This window comes from Saccharopolyspora pogona (genome assembly GCF_014697215.1).
Taxonomy (GTDB): Bacteria; Actinomycetota; Actinomycetes; order Mycobacteriales; family Pseudonocardiaceae; genus Saccharopolyspora; species Saccharopolyspora hattusasensis.
The window spans coordinates 7,643,466-7,666,501 of record NZ_CP031142.1; the positions used below are offsets into that span (position 1 = coordinate 7,643,466).

The 23,036-nt window shown below is 66.9% G+C and carries 29 protein-coding genes; 13 read left to right on the forward strand and 16 right to left on the reverse strand.

From position 1 onward, the window contains the following. Positions 1-104: 104 nt before the first annotated feature. Complete coding sequence (locus DL519_RS35995) at positions 105-821, reverse strand: MerR family transcriptional regulator (RefSeq protein WP_190821474.1); 717 nt, start codon at positions 819-821, stop codon at positions 105-107. Between the two features lie 569 nt (positions 822-1,390). Here DL519_RS35995 and DL519_RS36000 point away from each other — a divergent pair. Continuing rightward, a protein-coding gene (locus DL519_RS36000) for an IS5 family transposase (RefSeq protein WP_223840421.1) occupies positions 1,391-2,184 on the forward strand; the annotation gives its coding sequence in 2 pieces (ribosomal slippage) (positions 1,391-1,724 and positions 1,724-2,184; 795 coding nt in all). Here the strand turns inward: DL519_RS36000 and DL519_RS36005 are convergent. Then, positions 2,181-3,104, reverse strand: coding sequence for a tyrosine-type recombinase/integrase (locus DL519_RS36005; protein ID WP_190821478.1), 924 nt, complete (start codon positions 3,102-3,104; stop codon positions 2,181-2,183). The genes DL519_RS36000 and DL519_RS36005 overlap by 4 nt on opposite strands. Positions 3,105-3,113: 9 nt before the next feature. Continuing rightward, positions 3,114-3,347 (reverse strand): hypothetical protein, encoded by a 234-nt coding sequence (locus DL519_RS36010; RefSeq protein ID WP_190821480.1) that lies wholly within the window; start codon positions 3,345-3,347, stop codon positions 3,114-3,116. 99 nt (positions 3,348-3,446) lie between these two features. Here DL519_RS36010 and DL519_RS36015 point away from each other — a divergent pair, with 99 nt between their 5' ends. Both DL519_RS36015 and DL519_RS36020 read left to right on the forward strand, forming a co-directional pair. Further along, positions 3,447-4,739, forward strand: coding sequence for a hypothetical protein (locus DL519_RS36015; protein WP_190821482.1), 1,293 nt, complete (start codon positions 3,447-3,449; stop codon positions 4,737-4,739). Beyond that, positions 4,732-5,001 carry a hypothetical protein gene (locus DL519_RS36020; protein WP_190821484.1) on the forward strand — a complete coding sequence of 90 codons (270 nt, stop codon included), beginning with the start codon at positions 4,732-4,734 and terminating at the stop codon, positions 4,999-5,001. The genes DL519_RS36015 and DL519_RS36020 overlap by 8 nt, the downstream gene beginning before the upstream one ends. Before the next feature lie 226 nt (positions 5,002-5,227). On the opposite strand, the gene DL519_RS36025 is transcribed toward DL519_RS36020, so the two are convergent. From DL519_RS36025 to DL519_RS36035, 3 genes are all read right to left on the reverse strand, one after another. Further along, positions 5,228-6,034, reverse strand: a complete 807-nt coding sequence (locus DL519_RS36025; protein ID WP_190821486.1) for a protein kinase family protein — start codon at positions 6,032-6,034, stop codon at positions 5,228-5,230. A gap of 72 nt (positions 6,035-6,106) precedes the next feature. Next, a complete protein-coding gene (locus tag DL519_RS36030; protein WP_184721980.1) occupies positions 6,107-6,250 on the reverse strand; it encodes a hypothetical protein in 144 nt (47 codons plus the stop codon). After that, positions 6,247-7,386, reverse strand: a complete 1,140-nt coding sequence (locus DL519_RS36035) for a radical SAM protein (protein ID WP_190821488.1) — start codon at positions 7,384-7,386, stop codon at positions 6,247-6,249. The genes DL519_RS36030 and DL519_RS36035 overlap by 4 nt, the downstream gene beginning before the upstream one ends. Before the next feature lie 433 nt (positions 7,387-7,819). Here DL519_RS36035 and DL519_RS36040 point away from each other — a divergent pair, with 433 nt between their 5' ends. Next, positions 7,820-9,544, forward strand: a complete 1,725-nt coding sequence (locus tag DL519_RS36040; RefSeq protein ID WP_449619150.1) for an IS1634 family transposase — start codon at positions 7,820-7,822, stop codon at positions 9,542-9,544. Between the two features lie 84 nt (positions 9,545-9,628). On the opposite strand, the gene DL519_RS36045 is transcribed toward DL519_RS36040, so the two are convergent. Genes DL519_RS36045 through DL519_RS36055 form a run of 3 tightly spaced genes read right to left on the reverse strand, consistent with a single transcriptional unit; the run spans position 9,629 to position 10,493 of the window. Beyond that, a complete protein-coding gene (locus DL519_RS36045; protein WP_190821494.1) occupies positions 9,629-10,003 on the reverse strand; it encodes a hypothetical protein in 375 nt (124 codons plus the stop codon). Further along, a complete protein-coding gene (locus DL519_RS36050; protein ID WP_190821496.1) occupies positions 10,000-10,215 on the reverse strand; it encodes a hypothetical protein in 216 nt (71 codons plus the stop codon). Before DL519_RS36050 ends, DL519_RS36045 begins: the two co-directional genes overlap by 4 nt. Further along, positions 10,212-10,493, reverse strand: coding sequence for a zinc finger protein (locus DL519_RS36055; protein ID WP_190821498.1), 282 nt, complete (start codon positions 10,491-10,493; stop codon positions 10,212-10,214). Before DL519_RS36055 ends, DL519_RS36050 begins: the two co-directional genes overlap by 4 nt. A 155-nt stretch (positions 10,494-10,648) precedes the next feature. On the opposite strand from DL519_RS36055, the gene DL519_RS36060 reads away from it, so the two are divergent. The 4 genes from DL519_RS36060 to DL519_RS36075 are packed head-to-tail and all read left to right on the forward strand — an operon-like array spanning position 10,649 to position 12,445. Further along, positions 10,649-10,855: a hypothetical protein gene (locus tag DL519_RS36060; RefSeq protein ID WP_168585293.1), complete on the forward strand. Its 207-nt coding sequence runs from the start codon at positions 10,649-10,651 to the stop codon at positions 10,853-10,855. Continuing rightward, the gene (locus DL519_RS36065) at positions 10,855-11,373 is read left to right on the forward strand and encodes a DUF6879 family protein (protein WP_190821500.1); all 519 of its coding nucleotides are present in this window, start codon (positions 10,855-10,857) and stop codon (positions 11,371-11,373) included. Before DL519_RS36060 ends, DL519_RS36065 begins: the two co-directional genes overlap by 1 nt. Before the next feature lie 17 nt (positions 11,374-11,390). Beyond that, entirely contained in the window at positions 11,391-12,254 is an 864-nt protein-coding gene (locus tag DL519_RS36070; protein WP_190821503.1) for a helix-turn-helix domain-containing protein, read from the forward strand. Positions 12,255-12,256: 2 nt separating this feature from the next. Beyond that, positions 12,257-12,445 (forward strand): DUF397 domain-containing protein, encoded by a 189-nt coding sequence (locus DL519_RS36075; protein ID WP_223839956.1) that lies wholly within the window; start codon positions 12,257-12,259, stop codon positions 12,443-12,445. Between the two features lie 198 nt (positions 12,446-12,643). Here DL519_RS36075 and DL519_RS36080 read toward each other — a convergent pair whose 3' ends face one another. The 3 genes from DL519_RS36080 to DL519_RS36090 all read right to left on the reverse strand — a co-directional run bounded on the left by DL519_RS36080 (position 12,644) and on the right by DL519_RS36090 (position 14,520). Then, complete coding sequence (locus DL519_RS36080; protein WP_190821508.1) at positions 12,644-12,952, reverse strand: hypothetical protein; 309 nt, start codon at positions 12,950-12,952, stop codon at positions 12,644-12,646. A 141-nt stretch (positions 12,953-13,093) separates the two neighbouring features. Continuing rightward, a complete protein-coding gene (locus DL519_RS36085; RefSeq protein ID WP_317891416.1) occupies positions 13,094-13,990 on the reverse strand; it encodes an arylamine N-acetyltransferase family protein in 897 nt (298 codons plus the stop codon). Between the two features lie 29 nt (positions 13,991-14,019). Further along, positions 14,020-14,520, reverse strand: coding sequence for a hypothetical protein (locus DL519_RS36090; RefSeq protein WP_190821513.1), 501 nt, complete (start codon positions 14,518-14,520; stop codon positions 14,020-14,022). Between the two features lie 455 nt (positions 14,521-14,975). Here DL519_RS36090 and DL519_RS36095 point away from each other — a divergent pair, with 455 nt between their 5' ends. Then, a complete protein-coding gene (locus DL519_RS36095) occupies positions 14,976-16,499 on the forward strand; it encodes an ISL3 family transposase (RefSeq protein WP_449619151.1) in 1,524 nt (507 codons plus the stop codon). Between the two features lie 126 nt (positions 16,500-16,625). Here DL519_RS36095 and DL519_RS36100 read toward each other — a convergent pair whose 3' ends face one another. The 4 genes from DL519_RS36100 to DL519_RS36115 all read right to left on the reverse strand — a co-directional run bounded on the left by DL519_RS36100 (position 16,626) and on the right by DL519_RS36115 (position 18,004). Further along, positions 16,626-17,051 carry a hypothetical protein gene (locus DL519_RS36100; protein WP_190821514.1) on the reverse strand — a complete coding sequence of 142 codons (426 nt, stop codon included), beginning with the start codon at positions 17,049-17,051 and terminating at the stop codon, positions 16,626-16,628. Between the two features lie 169 nt (positions 17,052-17,220). Then, positions 17,221-17,616, reverse strand: coding sequence for a hypothetical protein (locus DL519_RS36105; RefSeq protein WP_190821515.1), 396 nt, complete (start codon positions 17,614-17,616; stop codon positions 17,221-17,223). After that, entirely contained in the window at positions 17,613-17,846 is a 234-nt protein-coding gene (locus DL519_RS36110; protein WP_190821516.1) for a hypothetical protein, read from the reverse strand. Before DL519_RS36110 ends, DL519_RS36105 begins: the two co-directional genes overlap by 4 nt. After that, positions 17,843-18,004, reverse strand: a complete 162-nt coding sequence (locus DL519_RS36115) for a hypothetical protein (protein ID WP_190821522.1) — start codon at positions 18,002-18,004, stop codon at positions 17,843-17,845. Before DL519_RS36115 ends, DL519_RS36110 begins: the two co-directional genes overlap by 4 nt. Before the next feature lie 155 nt (positions 18,005-18,159). Between DL519_RS36115 and DL519_RS36120 the strand changes: the two genes are divergently transcribed. From DL519_RS36120 to DL519_RS36135, 4 genes are all read left to right on the forward strand, one after another. Further along, positions 18,160-19,293 (forward strand): CaiB/BaiF CoA transferase family protein, encoded by a 1,134-nt coding sequence (locus DL519_RS36120; RefSeq protein WP_190821523.1) that lies wholly within the window; start codon positions 18,160-18,162, stop codon positions 19,291-19,293. 219 nt (positions 19,294-19,512) lie between these two features. Next, a complete protein-coding gene (locus tag DL519_RS36125; protein WP_190821524.1) occupies positions 19,513-20,691 on the forward strand; it encodes an acyl-CoA dehydrogenase family protein in 1,179 nt (392 codons plus the stop codon). A gap of 41 nt (positions 20,692-20,732) precedes the next feature. Next, complete coding sequence (locus DL519_RS36130) at positions 20,733-21,896, forward strand: alkaline phosphatase family protein (RefSeq protein ID WP_190821526.1); 1,164 nt, start codon at positions 20,733-20,735, stop codon at positions 21,894-21,896. Positions 21,897-21,902: 6 nt separating this feature from the next. Further along, positions 21,903-22,745 (forward strand): oxygenase MpaB family protein, encoded by an 843-nt coding sequence (locus DL519_RS36135; RefSeq protein ID WP_190821529.1) that lies wholly within the window; start codon positions 21,903-21,905, stop codon positions 22,743-22,745. Positions 22,746-23,036: the final 291 nt, after the last annotated feature.

The following is a 23,036-nucleotide window of genomic DNA, read 5'->3' on the forward strand; positions in this document are numbered from 1 at the left end:
TCGGCGCCTTCGAAGTGGCGTGCGTCACGACGCGATGAAACCTCACCGGTGGCGTCGCTGGCGAGCGGCCGAAAGCCGGGATCCGGTGGCATGATCCGGTCAAATCAGACGTGATCGCGGATCACGTCGTTGACGGCCCGCTGGAATCCGTTCACCAGGACCTGGATGGTCAGCGGTCGCAGCTGGTCGGTCGCGGCGCGGACCCGCTCGCGTTCGTCCTCCGGCCGGCCGCGCTCGACGTAGGGGCGCAGCACGTTCGCGGCGAACAGCTCGCGCAGGTCGGCCGCGATCTGCGCGGTGTGCTGCTCGACGATCCCCTTGGCCTGCATCAGCATTTCCAGCGGCAGGTCGAGGTCCAGGATCTGCAGGCCGACGCCTAGCATCGCCGGACTGGGCAGCCGGAGCCTCGCCGAGTCCGGAATCCGCTGCAGGATGCCGAGTTCGATGAGCTGCTCCACCAGCGCGTCGTCTAGGTGCCGGCCGGCGCGGCGGTCCAGCTCGTGCCGCTCCAGGTCTTCGGCATGCTCGTCCGTCCACGGCGCGATCAGGGCGCGTTGCAGCGCGAGCTCGTCCGGCGAGGCGTCGGCCGGGATGCGCTCCAGGTGGCGCTCGATCGCCGACAGCGTGAAGCCGAGCGCCTGCAGTTCGCGGATCAGGTCGAGCCGGGCCAGGTGTTCGCCGCCGTAGAGGCCGAGCCGGCCGCGCAGCCGGGGCGACGGCAGCAGGCCGCGCGAGGAGTAGAACCGGACGGTGCGCACGGTGACTCCGGCGCGGGCGGCCAGTTCGTCGATGGTGAGCTCTTCGTCCGCAGTTCGGAGCATGGCCGCAACGTTACTCCTCGATCGCTGTGACACCAACGGTGTCGCATCAATGCTGTGACCTGCGATTGTTCGGATTCCGGTGGTTGAAGGTGGATCACGGCGACTGACAGCAACGCAGCAGGTCAGCACGCATTTTCGTTGGCTTCGATTCCGGTTTCTGAAGGTGGCTGTTGGTCGCGGTCTGCCCCAAGACTTGCCCCAGCCGCCCCATGAATAACGGTAAGCGGTGGCGCTTGGCCAAGAGCCGCGATCACACGCGCCCTGGCCGTTGGGGTCTGCTGTACGTACTCCCTGGTTTGCCTGATGTCTCCGTGCCCCATCACGTCAGCGAGCGCGAACACGTCCAGTCCGCCCTCTGCCGCACGCGTTGCGAACCCGCACCGGGTTGCATACAGCGAAACGGCCGGAACCTCGGCCTTCCTCGATGCGAGCCGCATGCATGCTCCAACGCCGTCCGGGCGCATGGGCCGCCCTCACTTAGAGTTCCTAACAAAATGATCACTTGACGTGCCATAGGTTCCTTGATCGTAGATCATGAACAGGTGAGGAAAGGTGAGCAACCGCCATGGATCGTCCCCGACGAGCTGTGGGAGCGAATCGAGCCGGTGTTGCCGCGTTGGGAGAACGCGCTGCCCAAGCTGGGCCGCAAGCGGCTGCCGGACCGGCTGGTCTTGCAGGGAATCCTGTTCGTGCTGCATACCGGGATCCAGTGGGAGTTTCTGCCCCAGGAGCTGGGGTTTGGATCCGGAATGACCTGCTGGCGGCGCCTGGCGGAATGGAACGAGGCCGAGGTGTGGCAGCGGCTGCACGAGGCGCTTTTGGCCGAGCTGAACGCGGCCGGGAAGCTGGACTGGTCTCGGGCGGTGATCGACAGCTCGCATGTGCGGGCGGCGCGGCGCGGCCCAAAAGCGGCCCGAGCCCGGTCGACCGTGCCCGGCCGGGCTCCAAGCACCACGTGATCACCGAGGGCGGCGGCATTCCGACGGCATTCAGCCTGACCGGCGGCAACGTCAATGACGTCACCCAGCTCCTCCCACTGGTCGAGGCGATCCCGCCCGTGCGAGGCAAGCGCGGGCGCCCCCGCCGCCGACCCGATGCGCTGTACGCCGACCGCGCCTACGACTCTGATAAACACCGGGACAAGTTGCGCGCCAAGGGAATCGACCCGCAGATCGCCGAACGTGGAACCGGCCACGGCTCCGGACTCGGCGTGATCAGGTGGGTCGTCGAGCGCACAATCGCCTGGTACCACGGCATGCGACGTCTGCGCATCCGCTGGGAACGCCGCGACGACATCCACGAGGCATTTCTCGGCCTGGCTACCTGCATCATCTGCTACCGACACATCAAGATCCTTTGTTAGGAACTCTTAGGCAGGAACACAAGCGCGCTCGCGCACTCAGTGCCGTCTGTGTGCTCTAGCCCGCATCCGTGCGTAAGGTTCCGGCCCTTGAGTTGGCGGTCGAGTATCTCGATTGCCTTGGGTGTCAACGGGACCGCACGAACGTCCTCGTCCTTCGGGAATGAGCGGATTACACGACGTCGTGCCACCAGGACCTCGCGCACCGACATCCAGCCGCGTTCCCGATCAACGTAGTTCGCGTGTAGGCCGCACAGTTCGCCGGGCCGAAGGCCGGTCTCTCCGCTGAAGTCGACGGCATCGCGGTAATCAGACCGTAGGTGCTCGCCCATCTTCTCAGCGTTTTCAGCGTCAAGATACGGCTTCGCCCGTTTCGATTTCCTGGGCAGTTTGACCCCGACACAAGGGGAAGTCGTAAGGACGCCCGTATCCTTCGCGACGGTCATCGACGCCTGGAACACCGCGTAGATCCGGTGGACGTAGCTCGGCGCTGGTGGCCGACTGAGCTTCCAGCCGTCTACCCTGCCGTGCTCAAGATCGTTCACCCACTCCTGGACACCGTGCTCGGCGCTTCCCCTGGTGATGATCTGGTTCAGCGGAACCTTTCCCCATTTCGGCCGGAGATAGTTCTCGACGATGGAGTGTTCCACGACGTTGGTGTCCGACAGCCGTGCGCCCCGATCATCGGAGATGCTGTCCCAAAACGCGCCCCAGGGAATCCGCGCCGGCTCCAATCCGTTGGCGATGGCCGCCCGGCGACTGGCCTTCACCTCCTCCTCGGTGGCGGCGTCTCGCGCATCCTTCTTCCGGCCGAACTTCCGGGTGCGTCCGGTCGCGGGGTCCTTGACGTACTGCTTTTTCCCGGCTGAGTCGCGGTATCCGCCGCGGTATCCGCCGCCCGGTAGTGGGTCAGCCCAGGCCATATCGCCTCCTTAGATCGTTGCGTGCAGTACTCCGCCCGCCGCGGACAGGCAGGCGTGCGGGTTTACTCCGGGGTGTGGCCGCGCGTGTAGGCAGCGGTCCTTGTTTCGTGGCTTGTCCTGGTCGTGCTTGCGGTCGTCGGGGCGCTCCGCCTGGCCGTTGTTGTCGGAGCGCTCCGTCGGGCTTGCCTCTGTCGTGCTGGTCGGGGTGGTGCTTGGCTGGTTCGACGTGGCCGGCGCGCTCATGACTGGCTCGGGTGGTGCTGATGGCGGCTGGGACTCGCCGCTCGACGTAGTCGGCACGCTCGTCGCGGCGCGATCCAGTGGCGCGCGACCAACCCGCGGTTGCTGCACCTGCCGCAGCAGTCGTTCACCACCAGCCCGCCGACCGCCGGCGGTGGCGGCCTGGTGTGGCCGCTGGTGTGGCCGCTGGTGTGGGGCACGGCGCGCGGCGGCGGGCTGGTCGTCACCAACGACGGCAACGCCCACGCACAACCGGTTTGGCGCATCACCGGACCCTGTACGCGGCCGGTGATCCGCAACGCCGACACCGGCGCCGAGCTCGCGTTCGACTCCGAATACACGCTGCCCGAAGGTCAAACCCTGGTGCTGACCACACAGGACAAGTCCGTGCTGCTGTCCACCGGCGTGAGCCGCAGCAACCGCTTGGAACGCCGGCAGTGGTTCACGAACTTTGCCGATCCCTGGGAGCAAGAGACATCGTTCGATGCTGGCTGGCTTGCTGGCCTTTTCGACGGGGAAGGTTGCCTTTCCAAAGCATCCAATTCTCAGAGCGGCTGGATGCTCAGTGTCGCCCAGCGCCCCGGCGCCGTGTTTGATCGGGCAGTTTCCGTAGCCGACAGTCTAAAATTCGACACCGCGCAGTATAAGAACAGCTCGGTTATGGGGCTCCACATTCGGGGTGGACTTCCTGGCATTCTCGCGTTCCTCGGGAAGGTGCCTACTACTCGCCTGTACGCCAAGGCCACCCAAGAACGCATCTGGGAGGGTCTCCGCATCGACGGCCGCTGGCCAGTCGCAAAGGTCTTTAGTGTCAAGTACCTCGGATTGCGTGAGGTTGTCGCACTCCAGACGTCTACCTGCACGCTAATTGCGGAGGGCATGTTCTCGCACAACTGCATCGCGAACGGCCTGATCCTCGACAGCCGACCGGGCAACAACCCGTGGAAGTGGATGCCTTACCACGGCAGCAATCCGCACCGCAAGCACTTCCACATCAGCGTGATTCCCGAGCGGTGCGACGACGACCGCCCGTGGAACCTGCCCAGCTTCGGCAGCAAGCCCGCACCCAACCAGGAGGACGATGTGTCCTACGAGGACGCCAAGAAAGCGATTGTCGACGTGCTGTGGCGCGAGCGGCACGACTCGCGCGTGACCGGATCTGACGTCAAGCTCAGCATCGCGGACGCCGTTCTGAACAGCGACGCCTACGGCTACCAGAATCTCGCCATGCTCGCCGCCCAGTCCGAGGCGATCCGCACGCTGGCCGCCGCGGTCACCGGAAGCGAATTCGACGCCGACGAACTCGTCACCCGCATCGACGAAACGGTGCGCCGGACCATCGCCGACGCGACCGTCAACGTCGATGTGAACGTGCGGGGTGGCGAACATGTCTGATCAACTGCGCTCGTGGCTGCGCACCGTCGTGCCCGCGGCATGGTCGGCCCTCGTGGCGTGGCTGGTGACCGCCGGCGCCCCCGACTGGCTTACCGATCCGCTCGGCGACGCCGGGCCGACCTTGGTAGTACCGATCGTGCTCGCCGCCGTCTACACGCTGCTGCGCTGGGCCGAACCACGGCTATCCGCACCAATCGCGCGGATACTGCTCGGCTCCGCCCGCCCGCCGACCTACATGGACTCGCGCTCGACCGTCGAGTAGCCTCGCCAATGCCCGGCCGCCACACCACCCCCTGGTCGCGGCCGGGAACCAAACACGATCGCCCCCGCATCCCTCCGGTTCACCGGTCGGGTGCGGGGGCGCGTTCGTCGTTTCCGGGGGCGGTCAGATGGTCAAGCTCCATTGGGCTCGCCGTGCGGCTCGTCGAGCGCCTGCGCGCGGGATTGCCACCCGATGTCGAGCTGAGCTGTCATGGCCATTCGCAATGCTACGACCGATGGTGCTTAGCCCAGGCGCGGGCGGTCGCCGCCATCGTCGTTGACCACGGACTGGGGTGATCGCGCTCAATCTCGTTCCACATGTTCATGTTCGCGTGGGCGAACACGGCAACATGCTCAGGATCAGCGGCGGCATAGGTGGGAAGTCGTGCCGCGATCGCTTCGGCCTGTGCAATGCTGTGTCCACGGGCCATGAGTCGCAGCAGCCAGAATGCCGGGTCGGTCCAGGATTGCGCCGGGGTCGCCCATGCCCAGTCGATCAGCCATGCCTGTCCTTGTGAGATCAGGATGTTGTCCGGAATCCAGTCCGTGTGGGTGAGTACCGACCCGGCAAAAATCTTCGCGTCGGCGGGATCATCGACGTAGGTCCGCATGCGCGTTTCTATTGGCTTCCACGGACCAGGACCGGCCGGGATCTCGATGGCGCTCAAAGCGCCCATGAGATCAACCACCAGATCAATGTCAGGTGAGCCCGGCTGGTAGTGCGCTGACCGGCCGTCAATATGCTCGAAACCGTTGACATTCCAACCGTTTTCGTCGAAGCAAAACAGCAGTTCCGGGGAAATCCCCTTGACCAGCGGCGCGGCGGCGGCCTCACGAGCCTGAGTGATGACCATCCGGTGATCAGACGGCAAGCCCTTCGCGAATACCCTGCCGTTGCGGGTCTCCAGCACGGCGGCTAGCGGCGAGTTCTGCCCGTCAGTCACGGCGCGTCCCGCAATGATCGGCCCCGTCCGGGCACTGATCGACTCGATGAGAGAGCGGGGAAGGTCGGCCCACTGGATACGTTTTGCCAACGGTGGTCCTTGCTGGATAAGGTGGGCGACCCGGCATGATCACCGGGTCGCCCGCAGCGGTTGGTCACTCGATCACTGGTAGGGGGCGTCGCTGGATGAGCTGCACGCGCACATCGTCATGAGACCATCGGTCTCCCCGGTGAGTTCCACGGCGTCCGGGTCCAGCATGTCGGACTCCGGCGGAGCCGGGAGCAGTTCGACGGCAACAGCGGTCACGATTCACCTCCCTTCGCGCTCAGCGGACCACTACTGCCGTGCTGGCAGTAGGTCTCTAGGGGTGCCTGTGCCTGCCGGTAGAGATTCGCCAGCGGCATACACGTCCCGCAAGATTTCTGAAGGGTGCAGCCCGAGCACCCGCCGTGACGAGTGGTGAGCCGGTCGCCGATCACGGCGAGCTTCCGGAGACCTTCGACACCCTCTTCTAGCAGGTTGACCTGCGCTTCCCGGCCGACCTTGCAAATGCTGGCCATCCCGTGAGGGTCCGAATGAAAGTGCGTGATCCCCGCGTTGCACCCCGTGTAGGGCTCGTGCCTGCGCAACACCTCGTTCGCCTGGCTGGGGAGCACTTCGCCCGTGCCGTGAATCGTCGGCGTGATGTTGGTGTACTCGAACGACGGGATGCCGAAGCGGTCCGCGATCGCCGTCATCTCGTCGCGCTCATGCGCGTTGTGCCTGTTCACAACGATATTGATCCGCATTTTGAGCCCGGCCTCATGGGCGGCCTCAAGCCCACGCGTGAACCTCTTGAACGCCCCCCTGCTCCGGGTCATCCCGTCGTAGGACTCCTCCGTCGCCCCGTACAGGCTGAGCGTCAGCCGGTACGGCCGGTAAGTTCTCAAGAGGTCGAGTGTCTTCTGTTGGTGCAAGCGCGACCCGTTGGACGAGATTTGGATCATCATCCCGAGGTCGTGCGCGTAGGCGAGCGTTTCCGCGAACAGGGGATCGATCAGCGGCTCACCTCCGGTGAGCTGAAGCCAGAGAACCCCGGCCTTGGCCATGATGTCCAGGAGCCGTTCACGGTCGGGCCATTCCATGCCCGCAAACAGCTTCTCACCGAGGTAGCAGTGCTCACAGTCGTAGTTGCACCCGAGGTTGAGTTCGTAGCTGGCGCGGGCGTAGCCGTACGGGGTATCCGGGCGCACCCTGATCGTGTCCCCGGCTGCCTTCCCTGCCACGTCCACGCCCCACAGAGCATGGGCGGCAACGGCCAGCCAGTCAGGCACCGGATCGGCGAACGCTGCGTCGCGCAGCTCGGCGTACTTATTCACGCCGAGCTTGATCCCTCCCTCCCGGCCAGGACTGACGACCAAGTGGCCATCCGGGTAAGGACTGGCAATGAGCTGGTAAGTCATGGAGACCTCCGATCTCGGATGGGTTGGCCAGGGGCAACCCCGGCGCGGTGGGGTCGGTTGCGGCGCACTGCCGCTCGTCGTCCCAGCTACGGCCGCCGTGTCGGGTCGGTCGGCCGTTCCGCGCCGGGGGCTGGGGTGGATGGTCAGACGACGTCGGGGGGCTTGCGTCGCCTGACCATCCGTGTACCTGGCCGACCTGTAGGCGACGGCGCAGGCACGTGGTTGCGGTGGGAACACCGGCCGGGATTGGCTGCGGCATTCCCACCGGGCCTATAGCCCGCGTTCCGCAGATAATCGGGCTCTGACTCCGCTTTATCGGTGAGATGCCCTGGTCAGAGTGTTGAGGCATAGCGGGAAACGTACAAAAGCCTAGTGACACGTCACGGGTCGATCACGTGCTGTGACCTGTAGTAAAGGCTTGCTCTCCTGGTCGGTGGGTGGTTACGTTCGGTGCGCGTACGTGAAGCGCTCGACCCGCAGGACTCGCGACGGGCAGGTCATCGGCTATCTGCAGTTGGCCCATAACGAGTGGGACCCGGTGTCGAAGTCGTCGAAGACGCGCGTGCTGCACAACTTCGGACGTGAGGATCAGGTCGACCTTGAGGCGGTGCGGCGGCTGGTCGCGTCGCTGAGCAAGCTGCTGACGCCGGGACAGGCGCTGGCCGCCGGGGCGCCGGCGGAGCTGGCGTTCACCGCCTCGGTCGCCTTCGGCGGCACGCACGCCCTGGACGGGATCTGGTCCGAGCTGGGGATCGCTGCGCAGTTGCGCACGCTCGGGGCCAAGCGCCGATTCGACGCCCGGTTCGAACGGATCTTGTTCGCGCTCGTGGCGAACCGGGCGTTGGCGCCGTCGTCGAAGCTGGCCGCGGCCGACTGGATCAGCCACGACGTGCATATCGCAGGGCTGGACGAGGTCGGTGAGGACGCCTGTTATCGGGCGATGGACTGGCTGCCGGCCATCGAGCCGGTGCTGGCCCGCGAGGTCTACTTCTCCGTGGCACACCTGCTTAATCTCGAGGTGGACCTGCTGTTTTTCGATACCACCAGCACCTATTTCGAGACCGGGCAAGCCGACGAGGCGGTGTCACGCGATCAGCACGGCAGGCGGGTCGAGCCGGATGCTCCTGCGGCCGCGGGCGAGGCGGGGTTCCGCGCGTTCGGCAAGTCCAAGGATCACCGCGACGACCTGCCGCAGGTCATCGTGGGGATGGCGGTCACCCGTGACGGGATCCCGGTGCGCTGCTGGTCCTGGCCCGGCAACACCGCCGATTCCGCTTTGATCCGCCAGGTCCGTGACCAGCTACGTGAGTGGAACCTGGCCCGGATCGTCTGGGTCGGCGACCGTGGCTTCGCCTCCGAAGCCAACCGCCGGTATCTGCAGCAGGGCGGCGGGCACTACATCCTCGGAGAGAAGCTGCGCGGCGGCACCGCCGCGGCCGACACCGCCTTGTCACGTCAGGGCCGCTATCAGAAGGTCCGCGACAACCTCGAGGTCAAGGAAGTCCGCCTCGATCCGGACCTGGCCGACGATCGCTTCGTGATCTGCTTCAACCCCGACGAAGCCGAACGCGACCGCGTCACCCGCGAGCGGCATGTCAGCACCCTGACCGAACTCATCACCGACTCCGACAAGCTCAGCAAGACCAAACGGGGCGAGCTACGCGGCGTGATCTCCACCAAGAAGCACCTCAACCGCTACCTGCGCCTGACCGCGGGCGGGCTGCTACGCGTCGATCAGGCCGCGATCAAACGCGAGGCCAACCTCGACGGCAAGTACCTGCTGCGCTGCTCGGATCCGAAGCTGTCAGCCGAGGACATCGCGCTGGGCTACAAGCAACTACTCGAAGTGGAACGCGGTTGGCGCGACATGAAGACGGTGCTGGACCTGCGGCCGGTCTACCACCGCCGCGAAGACCGCATCCGCGCCCACGTCCTGCTCTGCTGGTTGGGTCTGCTGCTCATCCGCGTCGCCGAGAACCGCACCGGCCGCCGCTGGCCCGACCTGCGCCGCGACCTCGACCGTATCCACCTGGGCACCTTCACCGGCCCAGCCGGCGTCTTCCGCCGCCGCACCGACCTCACCCCCACGCAGACGGCACTGTTCACCGCACTCGGCATCAACCCGCCCCCGCTGGTCATCGAGGCCGCACCCGGCTGACCAGCACCGATCCCCGAAGCCTAGTGACACGCCCCGCCACCGGGCCAACCAGTATTTCCCCAGCTCACACCCTAAAATCGCGGACTAGACCGTCACCACATCTGCGGAACGCGGGTATAGCTGCAGCAACGCGGCGAGCAGCCGCCGCAGCATTCCGGGGTGCCGCGCCATCGCTTCCCGGTCATCGACCGGCAAACCAGACTCGACCAGTGGCAGGTGGCGGGTTTCCTCGAGGGCGAGCGCATCGGCGAGATCGCCGCGAATCTGCACGGTGCGCGGCTCGCGCAGCCGGTGCCGACCATTACCGCGCGTCTCTGCATCTACCCGCGCAACCAGGTAGGCGACCGTCAAAGCACCCTCGCCGCTACCAGCGTGGCGCGCCGGGGCGTAGTAGAACGTCGCCCACAGGGCGAGCCCGCCGACCCCGAGCAGGCCGCTTGCAATCAACGCGGCAATCATCGGCCTGTCCTCTCGCCGTCGATCACGCGCGGCGGAACATAGGTCGCGCTCTGATCTCGCAGCAGCTCGGCGATTTCGTGCATCAGCGCGGCGGTTTCGGTGTACTGCGCGGCGGTCACGGTCTGCTCGCGCACGTCGTCGGCGAGGTCTTCCAGCACGGCCGAGGCACGCACCAACAACTCGTGCAACTGCGGTTGCACCTGCGCGTTCATCGCACACTCACCGCCGGCGGCATGGGGCAGAGTGCGAGCACGTGCGCCGCCGCATTGCAGTCCGGGCACGTCTCCCACAGCCAGGCCATGTCGCCGGTCGCGGCCTGGACGGTCCGCTCGCACAGCGTCGTGACCTTGGTGCCGTCCGGGTAGATCGACGCGCCTGGCGGGTGCTCGTCAGCGCTCGCGTGCCGCTGCCCGGCGGCTGGAACCCAATGAAAGGGGTGCGGCCGGTACGTCGCGCCAATGCTGGTCATGGCGATGACTGTGACGCCCATCCGAGCAATAACACAAGCAATTCGAGAAATTTCAGAGCAACTACGCCCGTCCGGGGTAGCTACGCTACGCCGAGCGGGGTTAAGCGCCCGGCTGGGCATTGACGATTGCTGAAGTTGCTTGCAGGATGCTCGGTGTTTCGACGATCTGGAGGGCTATGAAGCTCACGTTCTTGGGGACTACCAGCATCAACGGCTCGTGCCCGAATCTGTATGCCACCGACCGTGGCACCTACGTCGTGCAGGGCTACAAGATCGACGACCCAGAAGCTCTTGCGGCGCTCTACGACCGGGGGATGCCGGAGACGGAAACCGCCGTTGAGATTCCCGCCGAGCTGCTGTCGTTCGCGCCGAAGGACACGTGATGACCCGGCTCGTACGAGGCGAGGACTTCGGGCGGCTGTTTGAGACCTTCACACTCTCGGCCTGGCGCTGGGAATGCCAGGCCGAATACCGGGAGCCGCACGAGGCGGAAGCGTTCCGGCAGTTCCTCGCAAGCGAAACGCCCGACATGTCTTTCACGACGGAATGGCTGGCCAACGTCCGGCAGGCAACCGCAGCGGGGCGGCGCTTCGAGCGGGTGCGGGTGCTCACCGAGCCACTGACCGACTACCTGCGGTTCGAGATGTTCGCGGCACCGGACAACGCTGCCGCGGGCGAGGACATCCGCGTCATGTCGACCGCCGCCGCAGCCGAGTACAACCTACCCGATCACGATTTCTGGTTGTTCGACGACGAGTTGGTCGCGATCATGCACTTCGACAGGCACGGCATGATCGCCGCCGAACTCGTCGACGACGCCGACACGGTGGCAAGGCATAGGAGGTGGCGCGGGATCGCGTGGAGTCATGCGGCACCCTTTGAGACGGTCCTGACACCCTGACCCGACGAGATGAACCTGTGAGCACACCCGAACGGCACAAGCTCGAATTCGGCGATCGACTGCGCGAACTCCGGGAAAGCGCCGGCTACTCCGGCAGGGAGTTCGCCAGCGCCGCCGGTTGGCAGCCGTCCAAGATCTCCAAGATCGAGAACGGTAAGCAGCTCGCGACCGACGCCGATCTGCTGACCTGGGTGCGGCTCGCCAAGGTTCCGGAACCGTCGGCGACCGAGCTCCGCGACGAGTTGCGGACGATCCGGCTGGAGTCGTCCAGCTGGAAACGGCAGCTGCGGACCGGGCACCGGCGACGGCAAGAGCACAGCCGCGGTATCGAGGCCGAAGCAAGCACGATCCGCGCGTTCGAACTCGTCGTCGTGCCCGGTCTCGTCCAGACCGCCGACTACGCACGCCACGTGCTCAGCTCGGCCGCCGCGTTGCAGCAGGTGCCGAACGACACTGACGCCGCCGTGCAGGTTCGCCTGGAACGCCAGCATGCTCTCTACGACTCGGCCAAGCATGTCGAACTGCTCATCGCCGAATCGGCCCTGCGGTACTTCGCCTGCCCGCCGCAAACGATGGTGGCGCAGATCGACCGCCTGATCGCGTTGTGCGGGCTGGCGACCGTCCGGTTCGGCATCATTCCGCTCAACACCCGGTGGCCGCACATCCCGGCAAGCGGGTTTTGGATCATCGGCGACACCGTGTTCGTCGAGACCGTCAACACTGAGATCAACACCGACGATCCCGACGACGTCGCCCTCTACAACCGACTCGCCGACAGCCTGTGGCAGGCCGCAGTCGAAGGCGACAACGCGCGGCGTCTGCTCGTGCGGATCTCCACCGAAATCGCCCAGCTACCCGATTCACTGACGACGAAGGACTGACCGTGTTCACCAACTGGCGCAAGTCCACCAAGAGCCTGCACAACCCCGAACAGTGTGTCGAGGTCGGCACCGCACCCGGCCAGACCGGCGTGCGCGACTCGAAGGATCGCGACGGTGGCCTGCTCAGCTTCACCAACGAGCGCTGGTTGTCGTTCGTCGCCGCGATCAAGGGCGGGAAGTTCGACGCCTGACCCACAACAAAGAAGCGCCCGCCCGGTAGTCCTGGTACCGGGCGGGCGCTTCCGGTTTTACAAGGCCCCTGGCGGAGGCGAGGTCGCCGGAAGCTCACCGGGCAGCGCCCCCGGCCGGGTCGTCGCGCCATGCCGGACCTCCTCGCCCAGGGGGACGATCCAGAACACGACGTCGGAGCGGTAGGCGGTCGGGAGGGATCAGGTCGAAGTAGCGCTTGTAGACGCCATCTCGTGGGCGCGGACGACGGTTTCGGTGGGACGTACGGTCATCAGGCGGCCTAGTTCCTTGACGGTGAACGAGCGGAAGTGTTGCGGGTCGGTCGGCAGCTCACCGACCAGCCAGACCAGCGCGTCGACGTAGTCATCGACAGAGCTGGGCCAGGCGGTGATGTCGAGCATCGAGGGCTCGACGTCGGCCGTGAGCGCGTCGCGGCCGCGCTCACGCAGTAGCGACTTCGACAGCTTCGCGCCAGTCGGGGCGAGCACCTGCGGGGTGAAAGTCCGCATCGGCATGTGCGGCGGCGGGGTGCCCCACGCCCAAGGCGCCGTCGACGAGCTGGCAACCGAAGACCCAGTCGCCGCCCTTCATCATCACGTGCCCGGTACGGTCACTCTCAAGCGCACTCCAGCGTGGAGTTCCTCGCCGCCTCACACGGAGTCGGCGAGCCCTGCCGCGACCGGTGACCGGCGGCCCTTCGGCAGTGCCTTCTGCCACATGGCTTCCCGCTGCGCAGCGGTCATCCGGGGAAGCCTGATCCCGAACAGGCCGGTGAGGCACTCGAACCAGTCCTCCTGGCTCTTGATGATCTTCCTGGTCCGGCCGGTCTCGTCGACGTGGGTCAGCACGCGGCCGCGGAGCACGTCCGCCCCGGTCCGATGCCTGCGCTGCACTGTCAGCGTCCGACTGAACCGCGAGGAGCGCGCCAGTCCGGCGAGCACGGGCTCGAACACGTCGAGCGGCGACGGCCTGGTGGTGAACACCATCGAGACGAACGACCCGGCCGGGTCGTTGCGGAAGCGCCATCCGTCGGGCGCGCCGCGCCAGCGCTCCAGCTCTAACTCGAAGGGGGCCTGCTGATAGCGGCCCTCGCGCAGCGGCAACGGCTCGTAGATCGCGTCGCCCATGCCAGTGTCCAGTAACCAGGTCTCACCCTCGGCGCGCACCGTGAGCGCGAGGTGCCCACCGGACAGGACCTCGGAGTCGGCCGCGTCCTCCTCGGGCGTGAAACGGACCTCACCCCAGTGGAACTCGGCCTCGTACCCGAGAGCCCGCAGCAACATTCCCAGGGTGACGTTGGTCTGGAAGCAGTACCCACCCCGGCCGTTCAACACCTTGGCCACGGAATAGGCGGGCTTCATGGACACGACCTGGTCGTCGTCCAGATAGCCGTCGAGGGTTTCATAGGGAATTCGCTCGACGTGAGCGCGTTGAATTTCAAATAGAGCGTCGACCGATGGCCACTGCGGCCACTCAACTCCAATCCGAGTCAAATATTTTACCGCATCCGACTGCTCCATCGCAATTCTTCGTGAAGCGTCGTTCATCACAGTCCTGATTCCTCCGCGCTATGACTTCAACTCTCAACACCCAGCCGGCGCCGCTGGAGGGTCATCCGCGACGCGAAAGTCAGAAGAAGGTCGACCGCAGGAATGACCATTAAGGGCCAGCTGCTCGACGGCAGCAGCAGCGGGATCAGCACAAGCGGGAGCACACCGGCGACCATCGCGGCGCCCACCCAGTTGAGATACAGCCCCACCTTGAACGTTCCGCTGTTCCGCACCGGCGCGACAGTCGCTCCGACGTTCCGCCGGAGCATGTGGAACGCCACCAGCCAGAACCGTGGACGGTACCCGGCGCCGGGGAAGAGGTGGCGCACGACCGCAGCCATCACGACCAGGAGACCTATGACGAAGGTGGCTTCGAAGAAGGCGAACAGCACGACGAGAGGAATCCAGTTCGATGCCGCGTCCCACAACACGGCCAGATCGCCCCAATGACCGATAAGCCAGGCGATGGTGAAACCCCACACGAACTTGCTGTGACGTTTCACGAACTCAACCAAAGCCCAGTACATTCACATGACTTTCTGCGCAGTACGACCAGTACGTCGACCGGATTTGTGCCGTCCACTTGGCGTAGCAGAACGCTTCTTGAGCCAAGCTAGCTTAGGAGCGGAAACGTGTTCTACTGTTCTGCCCCGTCACGCACGCAATCCTGCGCATTTACACAATGCGCGTCCAACATGTGGCTCGGTGTGGGCTGACCAACTGTGCGCAGCCTGCTCGGTGGATTGGATGAGGATCTCGTTGACGTCCACGGCAGGCGGTCGCGCCACGACGCAGAGCGTCCGGGGAGAACTACAGGCCGCCTACGGGGAGATTCACCGGCTCTGGCGCGAGTTTCGTGACCCTGGTGACGGGTCGTGATCGCGGTTGTTGATCATATTGGGCGTGCTCTGTTGATCTGGAAGCGTTGCTGCCTCATCTGGGCGGGCTGTGTGTGGAGCGAGTGGAGTACGGATCCGACGGCGTGACGATCTGCGCTCGGTCGCGTGTGGCCGAGGCGACCTGCCGGGCATGTGGGGTGCGGTCTGGGCGGGTGCACAGCCGTTACGTGCGCCGGTTGTCTGATGGCGTGCTCGGTAGGCAACCAGTGGTCATCGCGTTGACGGTCCGGCGGTTCGTGTGCCTGGATTCTCAGTGCGCGACGAAGACGTTCGTGGAACAGGTCGACGGCCTGTCCGAGCCGAATCGACGTCGGACGACTCCGCTGCTGGCGATGTTGGGGCAGGTGGGCTTGGCGTTGGCGGGCCGAGCTGGGGCGCGTCTGGCCGCGATCTTGGGTATCAAAGTGGATCGGACGACGCTGCTGCGTTTGGTGCGGGCACTGCCGGAGCCGGAGACCACGACCGCCCCGGCCGTGCTCGGCGTGGACGACTTCGCCCTGCGCAAGCGGCACGTGTACGGCACGATCCTGGTCGACATCGACACCGGCAAGGTGATCGACCTGCTGGACGGTCGCGAGGCCGAACCACTGGAGCAGTGGCTGCGCGAGCATCCTGGAGCCGGGGTGATCTGCCGTGACCGCGCCGGCGCCTACGCCGAAGGCGCGAAGGCCGGGGCCCCGGACGCCGTCCAGGTGGCCGACCGTTGGCATCTGTGGCGCAACCTGGGCGACTACGTCGAGAAGGCCGTCGGGCGCCACCGCGCCTGCGTCAAGCTCGACCAACTCGACGGCGAAACTGTCGGCGTGTCGGCGCCGCAGGCGGCCCAGGACGAGCCGGACGCCGCGATACCCGAACCGGTCGAGTCGCGACTGGTGATCCGTACCCGGGAACACTATGCCGCGATCCACGGGCGGCTGGACCGCGGCGAGACGATCTCCGCCATCAGCAGGCAGCTGTCACTGGACCGCAAGACTGTGCGGCGCTTCGCTCGTGCCAGCACGGTTGACGAACTTCTCGGCAAGGCGATCGCCCGGGCGAGCTTGCTCGACCCGTTCAAGCCCTACCTGCACCAGCGTTGGACGGAGGGCGCCACCGACGCCGCGCAGCTGACCAAGGAGATCACCGCCCAGGGATACACCGGCAGCGACAAGACCGTGCGCCGCTACCTGCAGCCCTTCCGCGGCATGCTCACGCCTCCGCCATCGCCGCCTGCCGTGCCGAAAGTCCGTCAGATCACCGGTTGGCTGCTGCGCCGCCCAGAGGATCTCGATACCGACGAGACCAACCAGCTCGCTGACATCCGATCCCGTTGCCCGCACCTGGATCGCCTCGCCGACCACGTCACCGACTTCGCGAAGATGATGACCAACCGTGAAGGCGAGAAACTAGAATCTTGGCTGTCCACAGTGGAACATGATGATCAGCCCGACTTGCACTCCTTCGCCATCGGGCTCCGCCGCGACCAAGACGCCGTCACCGCAGGACTCACGCTGCCCTACAGTTCGGGGAAGGTCGAGGGCAACGTGAACAGACTGAAGGCGCTCAAGAGGCAGATGTACGGCCGAGCCAAGCTCGACCTCCTCCGCAAACGCGTCATCCTGGCCTGACGGCCCCCGGCTCACCCTGAGTCACCGAACCACGAAACTCGCGCCAGAGCCAAACCAAATGGCCATTGACATTCGGCGCGCGGTGTCCAGGCGCGGTCGACGTGTGGTGGCATGCGCGGGACGAGTTCACTTCGGGTCTTCGAACTTCGGCACCGCTGATTGGGGTGGTACGAATTCGAGCACGGGACGGGCGGAAACCAGAGCTGTTCGGGCCGGAAAACGGCTCACGGTGCCGGTGGACTCTTTCGTGATCGTGCCCTCAGCGATCAGGCACACGATCGACGTCGGCACCTGCCACGGCACGTAGTGCTGCCCGTCTGTGTCCGACGGCAGTGGGCGCCGGTTCGTGCAGTCGAGCCCATTGCCGATCACCTCCGAGTCGACGCGCTGCCGGTAGTACGTTCCGTTGTCCGACCACCCGTCCAACAGCACCCACTCACCGGACCTGATGAACCGCTCGGAAACGTCGGGCGGCCACGTGGCCGGGTCACCCCAAGCGATGCGCGACTCAACCCCACTGCTCTGCGGTTCCCACGTCCAGTGTTCCGCCACCCGGCAGCATCGTGGATGTTCGCGTCTTCCGACCAGAACTGTCCGGCCGATCGCGTGCCGGCCATCGAGTAGTCCGCGTACGTCTCGGCCGTGGCTGCGCTGACCGTCGTCGTCCCGGTCAGCACGGCGCCCACCACCAGGAGCATCCGCACGAGTATCCGCGCCGCCCTCATGAGACACGCCCCGACGACTCGACAGCGCGCGTTTCGGGGCGCGGCATCCACGGCGTCTCCGAGACCGGATGCCACTCGACTGGTCGGCAGCCGACCCCGGCAATTCGGCGGGCGACGTCGGTGCGCGCGAGGTAGCTCGCCGCAACCTGCCACGTCTCGTACTGCTGGCGACTGACGCGCTCAACACCAAACTGCGGCGGCATGCTCGCCGTTCCGGGCCGCCAGGTAAGCAGCCAACGCCACCCGTCCGACTGGCGCATGAGCCAACCGATGTACTGGCCGCGGTACATCAGAAGGTAGCCATGCTGGGAGTGACGGTCGCGGATGCGGGCGGCCGCCCAACCATTGGCGGTGACGTGCTGCGGCTCTGGCTCGCGAAACCGGCGGCTCATCGCGCACCCCCGAACCGGCGCAGCACCAGCAGCGCTCCGGTGCCCATGCCGACGCCGAGGCTCCACCCGGCCACGGCCGAGATCACGCGCGCTTGGTCCGCGGCGACGATGGTCAACAGGGCGCACGCCAGCTCAGGACCGAAGTGCAACAGCGTGGCCGCCGCCATGACGATGACGACGACGACGCAGCCGTAAGCGACCGCGATCAGAAGTTCGAGTCGCGCGCTCATCGGATCACCACCGGCGGCTCCGGCGCGGGCACCGGTGCGGCAGGCTTGGTCGGCAGCAGCGGTAGCTCGATGTGCCGGTCGGGAGCAGGGACGGCATCGGCCAAGACCAGGGCCACTGCGGAGGTGAGGGAGAGGACCAAGCACGCGGCTCGGCGCATGCCTGGTATCTGGTGAAGCATGTCTGCCCCAAATCTGCCCCAAACGTAGGGGCTTTCGGGCAGGTCAAGGCCTTGACCGCCGTAACACCAACGGTGTAACACTAGATTCGTCGCAATGCTTGTGATGCGCGGCACAGGCTGCGGAGAGGTGTGGTGTGACAGGTACAGGCGGGCCGCTGGCCGGGATCAAGGTCGTCGAACTCGCAGGGATCGGGCCCGCCCCGTTCTGCGCGATGCTGCTGGCCGACCTCGGTGCCGACGTGGTGCGGGTGGACCGGCCCACCGCCGTCGGCGGCAAGACCGATCTGCTCAACCGCGGCAAGCGCTCCGTTCAGGTGGACCTGAAGCACGAGCGCGGCGCGGAGGCGGTGCTGGCGCTGGTCGAGCAGGCGGACGTGCTGCTGGAAGGGCTGCGTCCCGGCGTCACCGAACGCCTCGGGGTGGGGCCGGAGCAGTGCTGGGCCGTCAACCCGAAGCTGGTCTACGGGCGCATGACCGGCTGGGGGCAGCAGGGGCCGTTGGCGTCCACCGCCGGGCACGACATCGACTACATCTCGCTGACCGGCATGCTGCACGCCATCGGCCGAAAGGGCGGTCCGCCGCAGGTCCCGGCGAACCTGCTCGGCGATTTCGGCGGCGGCGCGATGTACCTCGCGGTCGGCGTCCTCGCCGCGCTGCTGGAGGCCCGCACCAGCGGCCGCGGCCAGGTCGTGGACGCGGCCATTGTGGACGGTGCGGCGCACCTGGGGACCATGCTGTTCGGGTTCCTGGCCAACGGCGGTTGGCGCACCGAGCGCGGCACGAACCTGCTGGACACGGGAGCCCCGTTCTACGACGTCTACGAAACCTCGGACGGCGAGCACGTTTCCGTCGGCGCGCTGGAACCGCAGTTCTACGCCGAACTGCTGGACCGGCTGGGCCTGGCGGGCGAGGTGCCAGACCGCGACGACCCGGCGAACTGGCCGGAGCTGAGGCGACGGTTCGCCGCGACCTTCCGGCAGCGCACCCGGCAGGAGTGGGCGGAGGTGTTCGCGGACTCCGACGCGTGCGTCGCCCCGGTGCTCTCCATGACCGAAGCGGAAGTCCACCCCCACATGGCGGCCCGCGAAACCCTGGTCCGGCGAGACGGCGCCCTGCAACCGGCGCCCGCGCCGCGGTTCAGCCGGACCCCGAACCCGCCGCCCGGACCGGTGGCCGAGCCCGGCGCCGACACCGAAGCCGTGCTGCGGGACTGGAAGATCCCGTCCGAACTGCTCGGCTCCGGCGCATTCGGTCTGGGGAAGCCATGAACGTCTCCGCCCCGGCAGCCCGCCGACCGGGCGCGGGGTGGCAGGAAGGTTCCCTTCCTCGCACCGGCCCCCACCCGCGCCCCAGGCGCGCGCCCGCGGCTGGACCAGGCCGGTCGGTGACAGGAAGGTTCCCATGCTGCGGCTTCGCCACGGTTGCGGTGGCAGGAAGGTTCCCTTCCTCGCACGACCGGCACGAGCACCGAAAGAAGGCGTGAACCGATGCGCAGGGAGTTGTTCGAGCCCGAGCACGAGGCGTTCCGCGAGACGGTGCGCACCTTCGTCAACAAGGAACTGGTGCCGCACGTCGAGGAGTGGGAGGCCGCCGGGGTGGTCAGCCGCGAGGCGTGGCTGGCGGCCGGATCGCAGGGGCTGCTGGGCTTCGCCGTCGACGAGCAGTACGGCGGCGGTGGCGTCGACGACTTCCGGTTCAACGTGGTCTTCGACGAGGAACTCGTCAACGCGGGCATCTCCGGCTTCGGTTCCCCGCTGCACAACGACATCATCGCGCCCTACCTGATGGCGCTTGCCGACGAAGAGCAGAAGCAGCGCTGGCTGCCCGGGTTCTGCCGGGGCGAGATCATCACCGCGATCGCCATGACCGAGCCGGGCGCGGGCAGCGACCTCCAGGGCATCCGCGCCACCGCGGTGCGCGACGTTGGGGGCACCTCCCGCTCGAGCGAAGCCGCGAGTGGGGAAGACTTCATCCTCAACGGGCAGAAGACCTTCATCAGCAACGGCATCCTCGCCGACCTGGTGATCGTGGTGGCCCGCACCGACCCGGACGCCGGACACCAGGGCATCAGCCTGCTGGTCGTGGAGCGCGGCATGCCGGGCTTCGAACGCGGCCGCAACCTCGACAAGATCGGCCAGAAGTCGCAGGACACCGCGGAACTGTTCTTCAACGACGTGCGGGTGCCGGCGCGCAACCTGCTCGGCGAGGAAGGCCAGGGCTTCATCTACCTGATGCAGAACCTGCCACAGGAGCGGCTGTCGATCGCGGTGGCCTCGGCCGCCACCGCCGAGAAAGTCCTGTCGATCACCAAGGACTACTGCCGCGACCGCACCGCTTTCGGCCGCCCGATCGGCAAGTTCCAGCACATCCGCTTCGAGCTGGCGGAGATGGCCACCGAGGTCGAGATCGGCCGGGTGTTCACCGATCGTTGCATCATGGACCACGTTCGCGGTGAACTGGACGTCGAGCACGCCGCGATGGCCAAGTGGTGGCTCAGCGAGCTGAACAAGCGGGTCGTGGACCGCTGCCTGCAGCTGCACGGCGGCTACGGCTACATGACGGAATACCCGGTCGCCAAGGCATACCTGGATTCCCGGATCCAGACGATCTACGGCGGCACCACCGAGATCATGAAGGAGATCATCGGGCGGTCGATGGGATTCTGACGGTCGTGAGCGCCGCCGCGCTCACGAGAGAGGCAGGCGCCATGGATTGGATCGTCGCTCCCGACGGTGACGGGCGCGCACTGCCCGACGTCCTCCCGTCGCTGCTCGGCGCGATGGGCGTGACCGGGTTCGCCGACACCATCGGGTTCCCGGCCTGCCGCACCGCCGGGGTGCTGCTGATCGACGGTCTCGGCCGGGACCTGCTGCAGGAGCACGCCGGAGACGCGCCGTTCATGGCGAGCCTGCTGACGACGCCACCGCTGAAGGCGGGTTTCCCGACGACGACGGTCACCAGCATCACCTCGCTGGGCACCGGCCGGTGCGCGGGTGAGCACGGTCTCGTCGGCTACAGCTTCGCCGAGCCGTCGGGCGGCCTGTTGCATCCGCTGAGCTGGGGAACGCACGGCACGGTCGGCGATTCCACCGGAGGCCGTCGAAGTCTGCTCGACCAGTGGCCGCCGGAGCAGGTGCAACCGACGCCGACGGTGCTGGAACGGGCGGTCGCGGCGGGCGTCGAAGTCCGGACCGCCGTGCCCGCGGAGTTCAAGAACACGGGGCTGACCAGGGCAGCGTTTCGCGGCGGGGATTTCCGGGGCTTGCGGGCCCTGGGCGATCTCGCAGCCGAGCTGCTCGCCGCGCTGAGCGCCGGCGGCCCGACGCTGTGCTACGGCTACCACGGTCATCTCGACCTGCTCGGGCATGTGCACGGCCCGGGCTCGTTGCCCTGGCGCCTGCAACTGACCGTGCTCGATCGGCTGGTTGCGACGCTGGCCGAGCGGCTCCCGCCGGGCGCGGTGCTGGCCGTGATCGCCGACCACGGCATGGTCCAGGTCGACCCGGTTGAGGCAATCGATGCAGACACCGACCCGGCGCTGCAAGCCGGTGTGCGGTTGCTGGGCGGCGAAGTCCGTGCCCGCCACGTCTACGTCGAGCCCGGTGCGCTGGCCGATGTGCATGCCGCGTGGTGGGAGACGATCGGCGACCGGGGCGTGGTGCTCACCGGCGAGCAGGCTATCGACGAGGGCTGGTTCGGTCCCGTGGTGGCCGATTCGGTGCGCCCGCGCATCGGCGACGTGCTGGCGATCATGCGCGATTCCGGGGTGATCCGGTCGGTGGTCGAGCCAGGCGAGTCCGCGCTGCGCGGGCACCACGGGTCGCTCACCTCGGCTGAGCAGTTGGTGCCGGTGCTCGTGTTGGACGGGTGAGGGCGGATGCGCGACGAAGGGCTGTTCGGGCCGCAAACCGTGACCTGGCAGCTGCACGCCGATCCGGCGATGTGGGTCGCCGGCATCTGCAGCCTCTACCTGCAGGCGCTGCATCCCCGCGCGGTGGCGGCGGTCGTGCAGAACTCCCGGTTCCGGGATGACCCGCTGGGCCGCCTGATGCGCACTGGGAACTTCGTCGCCACGACGACCTACGGAACCACGACCGAAGCCGAGTCCGCTGCCGAACGGGTCCGCCGGGTGCACCGCACGCTCCGCGCGACGGATCCACGCACCGGCGCCGAGATCCGCCTGGACGATCCTGACCTGCTGTGCTGGGTGCATTGCGCCGAGGTCGCCTCGTTCGCAAGCGTGGTGCGGCGCGCGGGATTCGCGCTGACCGAAGCGCAACTCGACCGGTACTTCGAAGAGCAGCGCCGGGCCGCCGCGCTGGTCGGGCTCGACCCGGCGGGGGTGCCCGGATCGAGCCGCGAGATGGCGGTGTACTTCGAGCAGGTCCGGCCCGAACTGCGGCGGACGGATGATTCGGACCTGGTCTACCGGTTCCTGCACCAGCCGTTCGCGCCGTGGTGGCTGCTGCCGGTGAACCTCGGCTACCTGCCCCTCGGGCACCTCGCGTACTCGGCGCTGCCGGGGTGGGCGCGGAAGCTACACGGCCGCCCGGCGTACCCGGCCGCGTTGGTCGCGGCCGGGCTGTGCGGGTTCCGCGCGGCGGGCCTGGCGGTCCCGGACCAGCTGCGCTTCCGCTTCCCGGGAGACCACGTGCAGCGCGCGGTGGACCGCCTGGGCAAGACGGCCCTGCCATCGATCAAAACCCTCGCCCACCTGTGAAGCCCAGCGCCGACGACTGGCCGAGCTACGTGCCGTCAGCAGTAAGCTCGCTGCGCGATGCGACGAACTGCCTGCCGCCCTGCTCGTGGGGATCCACTTTGGACGCACCAACCGTGACCCGTCGGTGCCCACCCCGGCAATTCGATGCCCCGACAGGCTCACGACATACTTCAACCAGGTAAGACGACTTCTCGCTCCTGCAACCAGGAGGCGGGCCAACACAGGCCACAGGGGACACAAGCGCACTCAATCTAGGACTTTCGTGCACTCGGCGATCTTAGGCTATCGTGC